The following is a 16,029-nucleotide window of genomic DNA, read 5'->3' as shown; positions in this document are numbered from 1 at the left end:
GCCTGCGGCAGCGCTGGCCGGCGTTCGGTGGCCGGCGTCCGAGTGGTTACGCCTGGCGGCTGGCCTGGCGGTAGAGGGGAAGCAGAGCCAGGGCGTAGAACGCGACGCCGACCGTCATCATGTCCATCGAGGCGGCCATCGCGACCACACCGGCCAGGATGGCAAGCGGGCTCCAGAACGGGAGGCGGCGGCGGACCGCCAGCACGATCACCATGGCCAGCAGACCCAGGTGGAAGAAGACCGGAAGCACCTGGTAGAAGATCGGCAGCACGCCCGGGTAGCTCTGCACCTCGGCGAAGAACCGGTTCTGCTCGGCCAGGGTGTCGGCCCGGAAACCGCTGTAGAGGTCGATCAGGACCTGGCCCACGCCGGTGGCCGTGCCGACCATCGCAGTGCCGTAGCCGAGTACCGCCGCCACCCGGCCGCGCTCGGCCAGCACCCGGTACAGGTCGCGGAAGACCACGCCGAAGGTCAGCAGCGCGCCGAGCAGGCACAGGTGCCCGACGGTCCAGCCCGGGCCCGGTTGGCGAGAGCCCGGCAGTAGCCGGATCACGCCGTACACGCCGAACAGTGCGGGGGCGGCGATGCCGGCGAGCACCGACAGACGGCCCGTGGGGCGGGTGGCGGTGGCGACGGCGGGCGAGACGGGGGCGGGGGCTGCGGCGGTCACGGTGGCGGGTCCTTCTGATTTCTTCCGGTGCGGTCGGGCGACATGGAAGATCGTGCTCCGTTCGGAGCGGCCGGGGATCGCCGTTGAGGGGGAGATCGACGCCCTGTTCTCTGGGGGTGGGCACGGACGCTGACTCGGGGACGGGTCGGGGGTGCAACCCCTAGTGGGAGTGGTCCGGATGCTCGACCCACTGTCGGATCAAACGTCTGATACGTGCCTGATGTATCGTCAACTCATTGAAGCCGTAGTGTCAGTCCCTCCTGTGATGCTGCGCGCATGGCGACGTGGAAACAGTTCGAGGAAGAGGCCGGGGAGCTCGCAGCCGTGGTGAAGTCCCGGTTGGAGGCGGCCAGGACCTACATCCTGGCGACACCGCGCAAGGACGGTTCGCCCCGGGTGAGTGGGACGGAAGTCGACTTCAAGGGGCCGGATCTGTCGTTCGGTTCGATGCTGAACGCGGTCAAGGCTCGCGACCTCCGGCGGGACGACCGGTGCGCGATCCACGCCCACCCGAGCGATGACGGTGATGCCAAGGTCAAAGGGGGCGCGGTAGAGGTGACCGACCGTGGGGACAAGGCCGGCTACGCCACCGGCGGCGAGCCGCCCGGTGACTTCCATGCGTTCCGCCTGGACCTCCAGGAGGCCGTGACCACCACCGTCGAGGACGGCGAGCTCGTGATCCGGCTCTGGCGTCCGGGCCGTCCGGTGGAGGTGTTCCGGCGCAGGTGACGCGGCGACGGCGCACAGGTGATCCGGTGGCAGTGCCTTCGCCGTGCGCCGAAAGCCGCTCGAGTGCCCGGGTGCTGACGCAAATCCGGTAGCCCCTTCGGCCGCCGGTCGCCGAACTCGGCTGCCGGCGGCCCAGGTTGAGAGCGGGACAGCCGGCGGCGGAGCCGCCGTACCCGGCTGGGCGGCCACCCGTCCGGCGGCGGGTTTTTGCATCAGGGCGTGTGGTGTGATCGGCTGTTGGCCCGATCTGCCCGCATGGGCGTTCCCATTGCCGACGAGGAGAGTGAGTGACCCATGGCGGGCTTCGGCTGGAAGCTGCACGGCGACGGAAGGAGCCCGGCGCCCGGTGCGGTGGTGAAGCCGGACGAGCGGCTCAGCTGGGGGCGCACCATCGGACTCGGGGCCCAGCACGTGGTGGCCATGTTCGGCGCGACGTTCGTGGCGCCGGTGCTGATGGGGTTGGACCCCAACCTGGCCGTGATGGTCTCCGGCGTCGCGACCATCTTCTTCCTGCTCGTCACCGGCGGGCGGATCCCCAGCTATCTCGGCAGCAGCCTGTCCTTCGTCGGGGTGGCCGCCGTGATCAAGGCACAGGGCGGTGACGCCGCGACGCTGACGGGTGCACTGCTGGTGGTCGGTGCGGTGCTGGCGGCCTGCGGCGCGGTGGTCCAGGCGGCGGGCGCGAAGGTGATCCACGCGGTGCTGCCGCCGGTCGTCACCGGCGCCGTCGTGATGCTGATCGGCTTCAACCTGGCCCCCGTCGCCGCCGGGACGTACTGGCCGCAGGACCAGTGGACCGCGCTGCTCACCATGCTGTTCACCGGACTCGCCCTGGTGGCGCTGCGCGGTTTCTGGTCGCGCATCGCAATCTTCCTCGGCCTGGTGTTCGGGTACGCGCTCTCCTGGGTCTCCGACCGGATCTTCGGGCAGATCCACTCCGCCAACGGTGCCGGGGTGGTGGGCGACCACTGGCGGCTCGACCTCTCGGGCGTGAGCAAGGCCGACTGGATCGGCCTGCCGACCCTGCACACCCCGAGCTTCTCCGCCTCCGCCGTGCTGGTGGCGCTGCCCGTGGTGGTCGCGCTGATCGCCGAGAACGCCGGACACGTCAAGGCGGTCGGCGAGATGACCGGTGATCCGCTGGACGACAGGATGGGCGTGGCGATCATGGCGGACGGCGCCGCCACCATGATCTCCACCAGCGTCGGCGGCCCGGCCACCACCACCTATGCCGAGAACATCGGCGTGATGGCCGCGACCCGGGTCTACTCCACCGCCGCGTACTGGTGCGCCGCCGGCTTCGCGATCCTCTTCGGCCTCTGCCCCAAGTTCGGCGCAGTGGTCGCCGCCATCCCCGGCGGAGTGCTCGGCGGGATCACCGTCGTCCTGTACGGCATGATCGGTCTGCTCGGCGCCCAGATCTGGGTGCACAACCGGGTGGAGCTGACCAACCCGCTGAACCTGGTCCCGGTGGCGGCCGGCGTGATCATCGGCATCGGCAACGTGTCGCTGAAGATCACCGAGAACTTCTCGCTCAGCGGCATCGCCCTCGGCACCTTGGTGGTGCTGCTCGGGTACCACGTGCTGCGCCCGATGGCCCCGGCACACATGAAGGAGCCGCAGACCCCGCTGCTGGACGCGGGCACCAGCGAGTACGACAGCACCACGCCGGAGCAGTAGGGCGTCAGCTCTTTCGCAGGTCAGGGGCGGGCACGCCGATCAGCAGACGGCGCAGCGCGTCCCAGGCGGCGCGCATGGCGCGGGTGAGCGCGGGGGACTCGTCGGACATCACGCGGACCCAGGCTCCGCACTCCCCGGGCAGGGTGCTCACCCCGTACGTCAGTGAAGTGGGCCGCAGCGCCTCGTCCAGGGTGTCGGCGACCGTGTCGGCGGGGGCGAGCGGGGTGACGGCGAAGAGGCTCGACATGAGGTCGTAACCGTCCAGCACGGCCGGGCCGTTGACTCCCTCGCCGCCCTCGCCCGGCTCCAGCCGAACGGTGTCCACGGCCAGCGGCTCGCCGTCGGGGCGCCGGATCTCCAGGTCGCTGCAGAGCATCCGGTAGGCGTGCCGCTCGCCCCGGGCGAGCCGTCCGGCGGCGATGGTCTCGCCGAGCAGGACGGTGGCGCCGGGGTCCACCGTGACCACGGTGTGCTGGTACAGCCGGGCGTCCCGGTAGGGGATCAGCGGGTCTGGCAGGTACTCGACGTAACTCCCGGCCCGCGCCGTCAGGTTGACGAGCTGGGTGGCGTGGTCGAACTCCATCCGGTGCACCTTGGTGGCGGCCTGGGTGGTCAGGTGCACGGCGCTGCCCGGACCGCAGTCGATGTCGATGCGGTTGCGGTCGGCCTGGACGATCCCGCCACCGGTGGACATCAGGAAGGTGACCGGCAGATCGGGCCGCAGCGGGTCGATGTAGAGCGGCCGCACGATCTGCAGCGGGGACTTCTGGTAGCGGTGGACGAGTTCGGTGCGCTCACCGACCCGGGTGTAGCGCAGTTCGAGCAGGCCGACCTTGCCGGGGCGCCCGGCGGCCAGGGTGTCCGGGCTGCCGGCGAGTTCGAGCAGCCGGCCCGGTACCCGGCGGGGCTCGTAGTGCGCGGGGTCCAGCCGCTCGGGTGCCGCCGTCATGCGGGGACCGCCGCCGAGCTGTTCGCCGCCGTGTGCGCGAGCGGGACGCGCTCGCTCCGGGGCGCGGCGCCGTTCGCCCGCGGGTGGGCGAGGAGGAAGTCGGCGACTGCGTCCAGGCCCTCGCCGGTCAGCGCATTGGTGAGGACCACCGGCCGGCCCTCCCGGACCGTCCGGGCATCCGCCTCCATCCTGATGAGGTCGCAGCGCACGTACCGGGCGATGTCGGTCTTGTTGATGACCAGCAGCTCGCACTCGGTGATGCCGGGGCCCTTCTTGCGCGGCATCTTGTCACCCTCGGCGGTGTCCAGGACGAACAGGAACAGGTCGACCAGGGCGGGGCTGAAGGTGAGGGTGAGGTTGTCGCCGCCGCTCTCGAAGAGCAGGGTGTCGATCTCCGGGAAGCGTTCGAGGAGTTCGTCGGCGGCAGCCTGGTTCATCGTCGGGTCGTCCCGGACGGCGGTGTGCGGGCAGGCGCCGGTCTCCACGCCGACGATCCGGTCCGCGTCCAGCACGCCGGCCAGGGTGCGCCGGACGTGTGCGGCGTCCTCCGAGGTGTAGATGTCGTTGGTGATCACGGCGGGCGTGCGGCCGCGTCCGATCAGGACCGGGACCAGTGCCTCGATCAGCGCGGTCTTGCCGGAACCGACCGGGCCGGCGATGCCCACCCGCAGCACGCCGTCCTCGGGACGGCGGACGAGGCCGTCGTGGTCGTGGTGGTGGGTTCCGCGTACCTGTGTGGGGTCGTGCATGACAGTCCTCAGGGGGAGTGGGGAGGTCGGTTCAGCTGGCGAACAGGCGGGCATCGGCACGCTCGTGGCGGCCTGCCATCACGTCGGCCAGCGGTGTGCAGCTGCCGAGGTCGGCCAACTCGCGGCGCAGGGCGGCCTCGACGGCCTCCTCGATCACCGGGGCCGCGCCGTGCAGTACGACCTGCGCCCGCCGGTGGTCGGTGAGCCGCAGCCGCAGCGCGGCGCCGGTGAAACTGGCCGCGAAGGCGAACAGTTCGCAGGTGACCGCCTGCCGCGCCGTCACGCCGTTGCCGGCGTGCACGGCGGCGGCGACCACCGGCTGGCAGCCGTGCACCCGGCTGGATCGGTACAGCTCCCGGTAGCGCTCGATCTCCGGTGTGCCGTAGACCTCTCCGGCCAGGTCCAGCAGCTGCCGCCCGGTACGGACGGCAGCCTGCCGGGACTCGCGGCCCAACTTGGCGGCGTACAGCCGTCGTTCGACCGCCACCAGCTGCTCCCAGTCGCCGGCGGACACCGCGCGGTGGGCGAGGGCGAGGGCGGTCGCGTCGGCCGGGCCCGCGCCGTGCCGCAGCAGGTCGTGCAGCAGCGCTGGCAGGGTGCGCGGCGAGACCGCGCGCGACTGCTGGAAGCCCTCCAGGCCGTGGGAGAGGGTGTAGTAGCCGCTGGGGAAGGCCGAGTCGGTGAGCTGGAGCCCGGTCAGCAGTGCCGGGATCTGCATCGGTTCGTTCAAGCCGGTGTTCCTGACTGGGAGTTGTCGACCGGTATCACGTCGTGTCGGCCGGATCAGGCGATGTAGAACAGCTGGCTGAGCGGGAGGCGCTCGGCCGGCTCGATGGTGGCCACCTCGCCGTCCAGCGTGACCTTGTAGGTCTCCGGGTCCACCACGATCTTCGGCAGCGCGTCGTTGCGGACCATGTGCTGCTTGCCGACCGTACGGCAGCGCCGCACCGGTTCGATCCGGCGCCGCAGGCCGAGCTCGCCCGGGACGCCCGCCGCGACGGCCGCCTGGGACATGAAGGTCACCGAGGTGCGCTGCCGGGCGCGGCCCATCGCGCCGAACATCGGGCGGTAGTAGACCGGTTGCGGGGTGGGCAGCGAGGCGTTGGGGTCGCCCATCAGCGCCCAGTTGACCATGCCGCCCTTGATGACGAGCTTGGGCTTGGCGGCGAAGGAGTGGATGGGCCACAGCACGATGTCGGCCAGTTTGCCGGGCTCCAGTGAACCGATCACGTCGGCGGCGCCGACCGCGATCGCCGGGTTGACGGTGAGCTTGGCCAGGTAGCGCAGTACCCGCGCGTTGTCGTTGCGCGAGCTGTCCTCGGCCAGGGCGCCGCGCTTGTCCTTGCAGTGGTGGGCGGTCTGGAAGGCGCGGGCGAAGGACTCGCCGACCCGGCCCATGGCCTGGGAGTCGGAGGAGAAGATGCTGATCACGCCGAGGTCGTGCAGCACCGTCTCGGCCGCGATGGTCTCGGCGCGCACCCGGCTGTCGGCGAAGGAGACGTCCTCGGGGATGTCCCGGGACAGGTGGTGGCAGACCATCACCATGTCGAGCAGCTCGTCCACCGAGTTGACGGTGTACGGCAGGGTCGGGTTGGTGGAGGACGGCAGCACGTTGGGCTCACCCGCGACCCGCATGATGTCGGGAGCGTGGCCGCCGCCCGCGCCCTCGGTGTGGAAGGTGTGGATGGTACGCCCGTCGATCGCCGAGAGGGTGTCCTCGAAGAAGCCGCCCTCGTTCAACGTGTCGGTGTGGATGGCCAGTTGGACGTCGTGTTCGTCGGCGACCCGCAGCGCTTCGTCGATCACGGCGGGGGTGGCGCCCCAGTCCTCGTGGACCTTGAGACCGGCGGCGCCCGCCTCGACCTGCTCGCGCAGTGCCTGGGGCAGGCTGGCGTTGCCCTTGCCGAGCAGGCCGACGTTGACCGGCAGCTCCTCGACGGCCTCCAGCATCCGGTGGATGTTCCACGGACCCGGGGTGCAGGTGGTGCCGTTGGTGCCGTCGGTCGGCCCGGTGCCGCCGCCGAAGAAGGTGGTGATGCCGTTGGACAGGCCCTCCTGGGCCTGCTGCGGCGAGATGAAGTGGATGTGGGTGTCCACCCCGCCGGCGGTGGCGATCAGGTGCTCGCCGGAGACCACCTCGGTGCCGGGGCCGATCACCAGCGCGGGGTCGACACCGTTCTGCAGATGCGGGTTCCCGGCCTTGCCGACGCCGGCGATCAGACCGTTCTTCACGCCGATGTCGCCCTTGACGATGCCGAGCACCGGGTCCATCACCACCACGTTGGTGATGACCAGGTCGAGCGCGCCCTCACGGCTCAGCGCGGCGGGGTCCTGGGCCATCCCGTCCCGGATGGCCTTGCCGCCGCCGTAGACGGCCTCGTCGCCGTAGGAGCCGGCGTTGTGGTCGTACTCGACCTCCACCAGCAGGTTGGTGTCGGCCAGGTGGAACCGGTCGCCGACGGTCGGGCCGAACAGGTCGGTGTACTGCTTGCGCGGCAGGAGCGCCATCAGGCGTCGGCCCCCTCGTTCTCGTCGTTCGCCGAGGCGGTCGGCGGTACCGTCGCCAGTGCGGTCGCAGGATCGGTCGTCGGCGCGGTGGTCGGTACGGCCGACGGTTCGGTCATCGGAGCGTTTGTCAGCGAGACCGTCGGCACGACCGCCGGTGTGTCAGCCGGTACTCCGGCCCCCACCCCCGCCGGCGCGTCACGGAAGCCTTGGTCGGCCGCGCGGCGCAGGGCGGTCCGGCGGGTGTCGGGCGCGGTCAGGCCGCCGTTCACCAGCCCGGCGAAGCCGACCAGGCGACGGGTGCCGCCGAAGGCGCACAGATCGACCTCGCGGGTGTCCCCGGGTTCGAAGCGCACGGCGGTGCCGGAGGGGATGTCCAGGTGCATGCCGTACGTGGCCTCGCGGTCGAAGCTCAGGGCGCGGTTGGCCTCGAAGAAGTGGTAGTGCGAACCGATCTGCACGGCCCGGTCGCCGGTGTTGGCGACGGTGAGCCTGGTCGTGGCCCGGCCCGCGTTGATCTCGACCGGATCATCGCCGTAGAGGTACTGGGATCCCCCGGACATCCTGCTTGACTCCTCGGTGCGGCAAGGGCGTTTGCTCGTACTCCGGGGCACCTGCGCGGCACGGTGTGGTGCGGCGCGGGCGGCCGGGCGGCTCGGTACGGTCAGGGGTGGATCGGGTCGTGGCAGGTGACCAGCTTGGTTCCGTCCACGAAGGCGGTCTCGACCTGGAGCACGCCGAGCATCTCCCTTACGCCAGGCATGACTTCGTCGGCTGCGACGACCTTGCGGCCGATCTCCATGCACTCGGCCACGGTGTGCCCGTCGCGGGCGGCCTCCAGTACGGCCTCGGTGATGAGCGCGGCGGCCTCGCTGTAGTTGAGCTTGGTGCCCCGGTCGCGGCGGCGCCGGGCCAGGTCGGCGACCACGTAGACGTGGAGCTTGTCGATCTCTCGGGGCGAGAGGTTCACGGCGTCACTTCTCTCGGTGGAGGGCTTGGCCGGTCCGACGCTGGACCGGCCGGGGGAGAAGGCCCTGTGGGTCGGGACTCGGTCAGCCGGGCTTCGTCAGCCGGATGTCGGCGGCCAGGGCCTCGATGGCCGGGGCTTCGGCGGCGTCGGCGAAGCCCTGTCAGCGGGTGGAGCGGAGTGCGCCGTACCGGTGGATCAGGTCGGCACGCCGTTCGTGGGGGAGACGGACCTGATCGAGGCGGTGGCGTCGGGGCCGGTGGCTGCGCGGCGCCGTGGTCCGTGGGCCAGCCCTGATGGCGCCCCTTCGGACGCCTGCTCCGCAGCCTGCACAGGAACTCCCGAGAACGTCGTCCCGCCCGCCGACACCGCTCGGTTCGGGCGGTGTCCGTTCGTGCTCTGCTCCCGGATCGGAACAGTACGCCTGACCCGGCCGGAGGCAAGTGAGCGATACCGGATGCGTAGCGTAGCGGATCGATTGCCGAAAGGAATAATCCCTGATGGGGGCGGGTTGGCGGGTGGGCGGGCGTGTGGCTGGTGGGGCGGGAGAGTGGAAGCGTTGACAAAATGTTGAACTCTTCGGGGTCAAGGTTTGACCGAGTCGACCGCCCCGAAGGCTGTCCGTGGCCGGCGGACCGAAGGCCCGAACGTGCCAGTGGGAAGCGGAGCCTGACGTTCCGTTCGGTCACCCGCTTTCGTTCCGCCGCACCCTGAGTGTCCGTCAGCCCGGCGTGCGCGACCGCCGCCCACGCAAGACGCTCGGCTGGGAAACCCCAGCCGAGCGTCTGTCTGAACTGCTCGCGGCCTGGACGACCGACCACGGGTTGCAGCGACCCCTGGAAACCGCCGGTGGAACGCCGGGCCGGGCTCTGGGGCGGAACTCGCTCGGGGTGGGCGTCACTCGTAGCGGTACAGCAGCGCCTCGCGCTCGGACTGTTCGATCATCTCGATCGTCAGCTCCGGGTCGCTCAGATGGGAGAGCGTGACCTGGGCCGAACTGGGTGCGGCGTCGGGGGAGAGCCACTTCTCGGGCTTCCAGGCGCCCGCCCGCAGGAAGGACTTCGGGCAGTGTCCGTACACCGCCTCGACCGCGACCACGACGGCGCTGCGCGGCGGCTTGCCGACGGCGGTCAGCTGCGCCAGCAGCTGCGGGTCGGTGGAGACGCACGCGCGGCCGTTGACCCGCAGGGTGCTGTCGCGGCCCGGGATGACGAACAGCAGGCCGACCTGTCCGGTCTCGATGATGTTGTGCAGGCTGTCCAGCCGCTTGTTGCCGGTCGCGTCCGGTATGGCGAGGGTGTGCACGTCCAGCACCGAGACGAACCCGGGCGGGCCTCCCCGCGGAGTCACATCGGTCCGCCCGTCCGCCCCGGCGCTGGCCATGAACACCAGTGAGGCGCAGCCGATCAGCTGCTGGGCGCTGTCGTGCAGGTGGTCCACCTGCTTCCGGCGGGCGTGCTCGCTCGGCTGCTCGTAGATCTCGCGCAGCTGTGCGGTGTCCCGCAGTGCGGCGGTGCTCAGGGCGTCGAAGAGCCGGCCCGGAGCCAGCGGTGTCGTGGTCACGCATCGGCAATCTAGTCGAGTACCCGGAGGACGGACAGGGGCTTTCGCCGTTCCGGGGCTCCCGGGTGCGGCGTCCGGTCGGGTCGGGCCCGTCGTACCGGGTGAGCCGGTGGTGCCGGTCCGAGTCGGTCAGATCGTGATCGACACGTGGTGGATCTCGTCGGCCCGGTGTCCGGCGCGCTCGTGCACCCGCTGGACGGCCTCCTTGGACGGGGCGTCGGAGAGGCAGTAGACGGTGCCGGTCTCGGGGTCGGCCCAGGCCTGCTTGAAGTGCACGTGCTCCCCGGCCTGGATCGCCAGGTCGGCCCGGTGTGCGGCCGCGAGCTGTTCGGCGGTGATGCCGGTCATCCCGTGGTGGACGTCCATGAAGGTGGCCATCGCCCCACACCTCCACTGGTCGGTGGCCCGGGTCGACACCGCCCGGTGCCGTGGATACCAACAGGGTGCGCCCCGGTGGAGGTGTGGCGCCAGAGGCCTGGGCGTGCGGTTGGCGGAGGCGGAGAGGGGCCGTCCCCGGGGCCGTCCGCTGGGCCGGCGTCCGGGGGCGCGGTACGGGTTGGACTCGCGGCGCCGGCCCGCAGTCGGCCGTCGTCGAACGGGCTGTCGTCGAACGGGCCGTCGCGGGTCGGTCCGCAACGTGGTCGAGCCCGGTCCGTGGCCGCCGGCGACGATGCGTGTCGCCGCTGGACGAGGCCGACCGGGCTCGCAACCTGGCGGGTTACCCGCTGCGCGGGCCGCGCAACCCCGACCGGCGGCCGAGGCGGTGGCCGGAGCCGGCACCGGCCTCGGCCGCGCGCGGCGGATGCCCCTCGCCGTCCGGCTCGAGGTCGATGGCCGACGGCCGATGGCCCCAACCACCTCCGCACTCAGTCTGGTTGGCGGTCGGCGGGCGGGCCCGCGCACTCCTCGGGCCGCCGGCGCCCTGCGCCGGACGGTCAGTTCCCCCCGCAGCCGGGCCAGTTGCGTGCCCAGCGGGTCGCGGTGCTCGATCTGCCGCCGGGGTGCGGGATATTCCCGCCGGCGCCGATCTGGCCAAGTGAACCAGGCCACAGTGAGTTCCCCTCCTCGTCCGTCGGGGAGCGTGGCAGAATGACCGCAGTAGCAGTGACGTTCAGCGCGCTCCGGGGTCGGTGAAAATCCGAACCGGCGGTTACAGTCCGCGACCCGTCCGCAGCCAGCGGCCGGTTGACCAGGTGAAATTCCTGGACCGACGGTTAAAGTCCGGATGGGAGGCGTGCGCGGGCGGACAAGCAGTGCCGCGGCTCCACCCGAGGGGCCGCGGATGGTGTGCCGGGAGGACTCCGTCCCCTCGCAGCGGTCGTACCCGGCCGGTGCCGAGGAGCGCTCCCGACATCCAGGAGTGCCCGGTCGGGCATCCCTGGGCATTGCTGTCCGTGTCATCTCCCATGCCGCCCCGGAGTCCGCGCCCTAAGCGCGAGGAGAACCCGGGTGTTCACCGGCATCATCGAAGAGCTCGGCGAGGTCGTCTCCATCGAGGAGTTCGGCGACTCCTCGCGAATCCGCCTGCGCGGCCCGGTGGTCTGTTCCGGAGCCCGGCACGGCGACTCCATCGCGGTCAACGGCGTCTGCCTCACCGTGGTCGACAGCCCCGAGGAACTGGCCGCTGCCACCGGCGAGTTCAGTGCCGACGTGATGGCCGAGACGCTCCATCGTTCCAGTCTCGGCGCCCTGAAGCCCGGTTCCAGGGTCAATCTGGAGCGCGCCATGGCACTGGGCGACCGGCTCGGCGGACACCTCGTCCAGGGCCACGTCGACGCCACCGGCACCCTGCTCTCCCGCGAGCCGGGCGAACGCGATGCCGAGGGCAACCTCCGCTGGGAGGTGCTGCGCTTCTCGCTGCCGCAGAGCATCACCCGGTACCTGGTCGAGAAGGGCTCGATCACCGTGGACGGCGTCAGCCTCACCGTGGTCGAAGCCGCCCTCGACAGCTTCACCGTCAGCCTCATCCCGGCCACCCTCGCCCTCACCACCCTCGGTGCCAAGGGCATCGGCGACCCGGTCAACCTCGAGGTGGACGTCCTCGCCAAGTACGTCGAGCGCCTCCTCGACACCCGCACCCTGCCCAGCACCCTCGCCGCACCCGCCGCCGCGGAGGACGCCTCGTGAACTGGCTCAACGACACCGCCTTCTCGGTTCTCGGCCAGCCGGTCAAGTGGACGGACATGGCCGGCAACCTGCTCGGACTCCTCGCCCTCGCGCTCGGCTGGCGCCGCTCGATGCTGACCTGGCCGGTCCAGGTGCTCTCCGGCGTCGTACTGATCGCCGCCTACCTCTCCGGACATCTGGCCGGACTGGTCGGCAAGCAGGGCATCGTGATCGTCGCCGCCGTCTGGGGCTGGTACCGGTGGCAGCGCGGCCGCCGCGACACCGGTGACATCGAGGTCCGCTTCGCCAGTTGGACGGAGCGCGCGCTGCTGGCCGGCGCCACCGCGCTGGCCACCGTCGGCCTGGCCGAGCTGTTCCTCGCCTACCCCAAGCTGTCCTGGAGCCCGTGGGCGGACGCCTACATCTTCGTCGGCACGCTGGCCGCGATGTACGCGCAGGCCAGGGGCTGGGTCGAGTTCTGGTTCGCCTGGATCGCGGTCGACGTGGTCGGCGTTCCGCTCGCCTTCTCCAGCGGCTACACCTTCTCCGGTCTGACCTACGTCATCTACTTCGTACTGGTGCTGCTCGGCCTGCGTGCCTGGTGGCTGCGCACCCGCATCCCCCGTGCCGCGAGCACGGCCGTCCTCCAGGGAGCCACGGCATGACCACCCAGCCCGTCCACGACGTCCACCCGCTGCTGGACGACAGCCTCGCCCTCGACCCGGTCGAGCACGCCATCACCGACATAGCGCTCGGCCGCCCGGTGATCGTGGTCGACGACGAGGACCGCGAGAACGAGGGCGACATCATCTTCGCCGCCTCGGCCGCCACCCCCGAGCTGATGGCCTTCACCATCCGCTACAGCTCCGGCGTGATCTGCGTGCCGATGACCGGCGCCGAGCTCGACCGGCTCAAGCTGCCGCCGATGACCCAGGTCAACGAGGATCGCAAGGGCACCGCGTACGCGGTCTCGGTGGACGCCCGCGACGGCGTCGACACCGGTATCTCGGCCGCCGACCGGGCCCGGACGGTCCGGCTGCTCGCCAGCGAGGCCACCGGGCCCGGCGACCTCACCCGACCCGGACACGTCTTCCCGCTGCGCGCGGTCGAGGGCGGCGTCCTGGTCCGCCCCGGCCACACCGAGGCGGCGGTGGACCTCGCCCGGCTGGCCGGACTCCCGCCCGCCGGCGCCATCGCCGAGGTGGTCAACGACGACGGCACCATGGCCAGGCTGCCCGAACTGGTCGCCTTCGCCCGCAGGCACGGTCTGTCGATCATTTCCATCGAGGACCTGATCGCCTACCGCCGCCGCACCGAACTGCACGTGGCCCGCGCCGCCGTCACCGCCCTGCCCACCGAGCACGGCGACTTCACGGCCGTCGGCTACAAGGGCACCCTGGACGGCGTCGAGCACATCGCCCTGGTGGCCGGCGGCCTCGGTGCCGACGGCCGGGTCCCGGACGGCGAGGATCTGCTGGTGCGGGTCCACTCCGAGTGCCTGACCGGTGATGTACTCGGTTCGCTGCGCTGCGACTGCGGACCCCAACTCCAGGCCTCGCTGCGGGAGATCGCCACCGCTGGGCGCGGCGTGCTGCTCTACCTGCGCGGCCACGAGGGCCGGGGCATCGGGCTCGCCCACAAGCTGCGCGCCTACGAACTCCAGGAGCAGGGCCGGGACACCGTCGACGCCAACCTCGAACTCGGCCTGCCCGCCGACGCCCGGGACTACAGCATCGGCGCCCAGATGCTGGCCGACCTCGGGGCGCGCTCGCTGACCCTGCTCACCAACAACCCCGACAAGATCGCCGCACTCACCGAGTACGGCCTCACCGTCAACGGCCGGCAGCCGGTGGCCGTCGAGCCGGGTGCCCACAACACCGCCTACCTGCGCACCAAGCGCGACCGGATGGGCCACGAGCTGCCCTGGCTCGACATCAACTCCTGAACTTCCCGACCAGCAAAGGACATACGAACGTGAGCGGCCACGGAGCCCCCGTACTGACCATCGATGACGCCGCCGACCTGAAGGTCGCCGTCGTCGCCGCGCAGTGGCACGAGCAGGTGATGAACGGCCTGCTGGACGGTGCCCACCGCGCGCTCAAGGAGCTGGGCATCGCGGAGCCCACCGTCATCCGCGTTCCCGGCACCTTCGAACTCCCGGTCGCCGCCAAGCGGCTGGCCGAGCGCGGCTTCGACGCGGTGATCGCCCTCGGCGTGGTCATCCGCGGCGGCACCCCGCACTTCGACTACGTCTGCGAGGCCGCCACCCTCGGCCTCACCCAGGTCAGCGTCGACACCGGCATCCCGGTCGGCTTCGGCGTCCTCACCTGCGACAACGAGCAGCAGGCGATCGACCGCGCGGGCCTGGAGGGCTCCGCCGAGGACAAGGGCCACGAGGCCGTGACTGCGGCGGTCGCCACCGCCGTCACGCTGCGCGGACTCGCGTAGCGGGGGCTCGCCCTCGATAGCAGGCCGGGACGCCCGCGCGCCCGGCCCCGCACCGCCGGGGATGCCCGGTCGCCCGTACCCGCACCGTCCGAGGGCGCGGGGAGTCATGACCTTGACGGTCGTGGCTCCCCGCGCCCTCGGCCGTTGCGAGGTCGTCGCGAGGTCGTCACGAGGCCGGTCGGGTGGCTCCGGCGAAAGCCGGGGGAGGCCGCACGCGCGGTGGTTCGCGCCCTTGAGGGCCACGAGCGGGTGCGTCTGCGATAGTCCATGGGAGCGTCCACGCTGCGGACCGTTTACCGTCGGTCAGCCCGCAAGCCGTAAGGTGAGCTCATCATGGCTTCCAAGACATTCGAGGAGCTCTTCACCGAGCTCCAGCAGAAGGCCGCCAACGGCGACCCCTCGTCCTCCCGTACCGCGCAGCTCGTCCAGCAGGGCGTCCATGCGATCGGCAAGAAGGTCGTGGAGGAGGCCGCCGAGGTCTGGATGGCTGCCGAGCACGAGAGCGACGAGCGGACCGCCGAGGAGATCTCGCAGCTCCTCTACCACCTTCAGGTGATGATGGTCGCCCGTGGTCTGACGCTCGACGACGTCTACGCCCACCTCTGAACCGATCCCGACCACCCCGACGCACCACAACCCCCTCCACAGCGAAGGATTCCTCTCTCATGCTCCGCATCGCCCTCCCCAACAAGGGTTCGCTCTCGGGTCCCGCGGCGGAGATGCTCCATGAGGCCGGCTACCGGCAGCGCAAGGACCCCAAGGAACTGGTGCTGGTCGATCCGGAGAACCAGGTCGAGTTCTTCTTCCTGCGCCCGCGCGACATCGCCGTCTACGTCGGCTCCGGCCGGCTCGACGTCGGTGTCACCGGCCGCGACCTGCTGCTGGACTCGGGCGCGGACGCGGAGGAGGTGCTCGCACTGGGCTTCGCCGGCTCGACCTTCCGCTTCGCCAAGCCGGTCGGTGCCGGGATGAAGGACGTCCAGGACCTGGAAGGGCTTCGGATCGCCACCTCGTACACCGGCCTGGTCGAGAAGCACCTGGCCGACCAGGGGGTCAAGGCGACCGTCACCAAGCTGGACGGTGCCGTCGAGACCGCCGTCCAGCTGGGCGTCGCCGATGTGATCGCCGACGTGGTGGAGACCGGCACCAGCCTGCGCAACGCGGGCCTCCAGGTGTTCGGCGAGCCGATCCTGGTCTCCGACTCCGTGGTGATCCGGCCCAAGGGCGCCGGGGAGGACCCGGCGGTCGAGCAGTTCCTGCGCCGCCTCCAGGGTGTGCTGGTGGCCCGCCGCTACGTGCTGATGGACTACGACATCCGCGCCGAGAAGGTCAGCGACGCCGTCGCGCTCACCCCGGGCCTGGAGTCGCCGACCGTCTCCCCGCTGCACACCGAGGGCTGGGTGGCCGTCCGGGCGATGGTGCTCCGCAAGGAGGCCCAGCGGATCATGGACGACCTGTGGGGGATCGGCGCCCGCGCCATCCTGGTCACCAACATCCACGCCTGCCGCCTCTGACCCCGTCGCCCGCGACGGATAAGGCCTCGGTAGAGTCGGCTGACCCAGCCGTTCGATCCAGTTGATCGATTTGGACCGGCCGGCGCCGTCGAGGGCCTTACCCATGTCACCGAGCGTGAGCGGGCCGCCCTCGCCGCCCTTCAGACGGC

17 protein-coding genes and 1 riboswitch are annotated in these 16,029 nt (G+C 71.2%); of the genes, 8 read left to right on the top strand and 9 right to left on the bottom strand.

The annotated features are described in order from the left end of the window. Positions 1–46 precede the first annotated feature (46 nt). Positions 47–670, bottom strand: coding sequence for a hypothetical protein (locus ACWDAK_RS26600; protein WP_344634702.1), 624 nt, complete (start codon positions 668–670; stop codon positions 47–49). 276 nt (positions 671–946) lie between these two features. Here ACWDAK_RS26600 and ACWDAK_RS26595 point away from each other — a divergent pair, with 276 nt between their 5' ends. Both ACWDAK_RS26595 and ACWDAK_RS26590 read left to right on the top strand, forming a co-directional pair. Beyond that, the gene (locus tag ACWDAK_RS26595; RefSeq protein ID WP_344634701.1) at positions 947–1,399 is read left to right on the top strand and encodes a pyridoxamine 5'-phosphate oxidase family protein; all 453 of its coding nucleotides are present in this window, start codon (positions 947–949) and stop codon (positions 1,397–1,399) included. Positions 1,400–1,693: 294 nt separating this feature from the next. Then, positions 1,694–3,079: a uracil-xanthine permease family protein gene (locus ACWDAK_RS26590; RefSeq protein ID WP_344634700.1), complete on the top strand. Its 1,386-nt coding sequence runs from the start codon at positions 1,694–1,696 to the stop codon at positions 3,077–3,079. 4 nt (positions 3,080–3,083) lie between these two features. Here the strand turns inward: ACWDAK_RS26590 and ACWDAK_RS26585 are convergent, their stop codons facing one another. The 8 genes from ACWDAK_RS26585 to ACWDAK_RS26550 form a co-directional block, all read right to left on the bottom strand. Further along, positions 3,084–4,028, bottom strand: coding sequence for an urease accessory protein UreD (locus ACWDAK_RS26585; RefSeq protein ID WP_427394977.1), 945 nt, complete (start codon positions 4,026–4,028; stop codon positions 3,084–3,086). Next, the gene (ureG, locus tag ACWDAK_RS26580; RefSeq protein WP_344634698.1) at positions 4,025–4,777 is read right to left on the bottom strand and encodes an urease accessory protein UreG; all 753 of its coding nucleotides are present in this window, start codon (positions 4,775–4,777) and stop codon (positions 4,025–4,027) included. The genes ACWDAK_RS26585 and ureG overlap by 4 nt, the downstream gene beginning before the upstream one ends. Before the next feature lie 31 nt (positions 4,778–4,808). Beyond that, the gene (locus ACWDAK_RS26575; protein WP_427394981.1) at positions 4,809–5,495 is read right to left on the bottom strand and encodes an urease accessory protein UreF; all 687 of its coding nucleotides are present in this window, start codon (positions 5,493–5,495) and stop codon (positions 4,809–4,811) included. A 65-nt stretch (positions 5,496–5,560) separates the two neighbouring features. After that, the gene (ureC, locus tag ACWDAK_RS26570) at positions 5,561–7,285 is read right to left on the bottom strand and encodes an urease subunit alpha (protein WP_427394978.1); all 1,725 of its coding nucleotides are present in this window, start codon (positions 7,283–7,285) and stop codon (positions 5,561–5,563) included. Beyond that, the gene (locus tag ACWDAK_RS26565) at positions 7,285–7,845 is read right to left on the bottom strand and encodes an urease subunit beta (protein ID WP_427394979.1); all 561 of its coding nucleotides are present in this window, start codon (positions 7,843–7,845) and stop codon (positions 7,285–7,287) included. The genes ureC and ACWDAK_RS26565 overlap by 1 nt, the downstream gene beginning before the upstream one ends. A 101-nt stretch (positions 7,846–7,946) precedes the next feature. After that, on the bottom strand, positions 7,947–8,252 hold the full coding sequence (locus ACWDAK_RS26560; RefSeq protein WP_344634695.1) for an urease subunit gamma: 306 nt from the start codon (positions 8,250–8,252) through the stop codon (positions 7,947–7,949). An 894-nt stretch (positions 8,253–9,146) separates the two neighbouring features. After that, entirely contained in the window at positions 9,147–9,812 is a 666-nt protein-coding gene (locus tag ACWDAK_RS26555; RefSeq protein WP_344634694.1) for an MSMEG_1061 family FMN-dependent PPOX-type flavoprotein, read from the bottom strand. 129 nt (positions 9,813–9,941) lie between these two features. Further along, positions 9,942–10,190, bottom strand: a complete 249-nt coding sequence (locus tag ACWDAK_RS26550; RefSeq protein WP_344634693.1) for an SCO4226 family nickel-binding protein — start codon at positions 10,188–10,190, stop codon at positions 9,942–9,944. A gap of 735 nt (positions 10,191–10,925) precedes the next feature. After that, positions 10,926–11,053, top strand: a riboswitch (FMN riboswitch). Between the two features lie 208 nt (positions 11,054–11,261). On the opposite strand from ACWDAK_RS26550, the gene ACWDAK_RS26545 reads away from it, so the two are divergent. The 6 genes from ACWDAK_RS26545 (at position 11,262) to hisG (ending at position 15,880) form a co-directional block, all read left to right on the top strand. Then, a complete protein-coding gene (locus tag ACWDAK_RS26545; protein WP_427394980.1) occupies positions 11,262–11,939 on the top strand; it encodes a riboflavin synthase in 678 nt (225 codons plus the stop codon). Then, positions 11,936–12,583, top strand: a complete 648-nt coding sequence (locus tag ACWDAK_RS26540) for a nicotinamide mononucleotide transporter family protein (RefSeq protein ID WP_344634691.1) — start codon at positions 11,936–11,938, stop codon at positions 12,581–12,583. Before ACWDAK_RS26545 ends, ACWDAK_RS26540 begins: the two co-directional genes overlap by 4 nt. Beyond that, the gene (locus tag ACWDAK_RS26535) at positions 12,580–13,863 is read left to right on the top strand and encodes a bifunctional 3,4-dihydroxy-2-butanone-4-phosphate synthase/GTP cyclohydrolase II (RefSeq protein ID WP_344634690.1); all 1,284 of its coding nucleotides are present in this window, start codon (positions 12,580–12,582) and stop codon (positions 13,861–13,863) included. Before ACWDAK_RS26540 ends, ACWDAK_RS26535 begins: the two co-directional genes overlap by 4 nt. Positions 13,864–13,892: 29 nt before the next feature. Further along, positions 13,893–14,366 (top strand): 6,7-dimethyl-8-ribityllumazine synthase, encoded by a 474-nt coding sequence (gene ribH, locus ACWDAK_RS26530; RefSeq protein ID WP_344634689.1) that lies wholly within the window; start codon positions 13,893–13,895, stop codon positions 14,364–14,366. Between the two features lie 333 nt (positions 14,367–14,699). After that, a complete protein-coding gene (locus ACWDAK_RS26525; RefSeq protein ID WP_344634688.1) occupies positions 14,700–14,972 on the top strand; it encodes a phosphoribosyl-ATP diphosphatase in 273 nt (90 codons plus the stop codon). Between the two features lie 59 nt (positions 14,973–15,031). Then, positions 15,032–15,880: an ATP phosphoribosyltransferase gene (hisG, locus tag ACWDAK_RS26520; protein WP_344634687.1), complete on the top strand. Its 849-nt coding sequence runs from the start codon at positions 15,032–15,034 to the stop codon at positions 15,878–15,880. Positions 15,881–16,029: the final 149 nt, after the last annotated feature.

Source organism: Kitasatospora sp. NPDC001175 (assembly GCF_053598215.1).
Note: the sequence above shows the minus strand (reverse complement) of the source record. Positions and strands in the feature narration are given on the sequence as shown.

Coding starts and splice junctions, on each gene's coding strand:
- ACWDAK_RS26595 (WP_344634701.1), top strand. CDS start 947: ATGGCGACGTGGAAACAGTTCGAGGAAGAGGCCGGGGAGCTCGCAGCC.
- ACWDAK_RS26590 (WP_344634700.1), top strand. CDS start 1,694: ATGGCGGGCTTCGGCTGGAAGCTGCACGGCGACGGAAGGAGCCCGGCG.
- ACWDAK_RS26585 (WP_427394977.1), bottom strand. CDS start 4,028: ATGACGGCGGCACCCGAGCGGCTGGACCCCGCGCACTACGAGCCCCGC.
- ureG (WP_344634698.1), bottom strand. CDS start 4,777: ATGCACGACCCCACACAGGTACGCGGAACCCACCACCACGACCACGAC.
- ACWDAK_RS26575 (WP_427394981.1), bottom strand. CDS start 5,495: ATGCAGATCCCGGCACTGCTGACCGGGCTCCAGCTCACCGACTCGGCC.
- ureC (WP_427394978.1), bottom strand. CDS start 7,285: ATGGCGCTCCTGCCGCGCAAGCAGTACACCGACCTGTTCGGCCCGACC.
- ACWDAK_RS26565 (WP_427394979.1), bottom strand. CDS start 7,845: ATGTCCGGGGGATCCCAGTACCTCTACGGCGATGATCCGGTCGAGATC.
- ACWDAK_RS26550 (WP_344634693.1), bottom strand. CDS start 10,190: ATGGCCACCTTCATGGACGTCCACCACGGGATGACCGGCATCACCGCC.
- ACWDAK_RS26535 (WP_344634690.1), top strand. CDS start 12,580: ATGACCACCCAGCCCGTCCACGACGTCCACCCGCTGCTGGACGACAGC.
- ACWDAK_RS26525 (WP_344634688.1), top strand. CDS start 14,700: ATGGCTTCCAAGACATTCGAGGAGCTCTTCACCGAGCTCCAGCAGAAG.
- hisG (WP_344634687.1), top strand. CDS start 15,032: ATGCTCCGCATCGCCCTCCCCAACAAGGGTTCGCTCTCGGGTCCCGCG.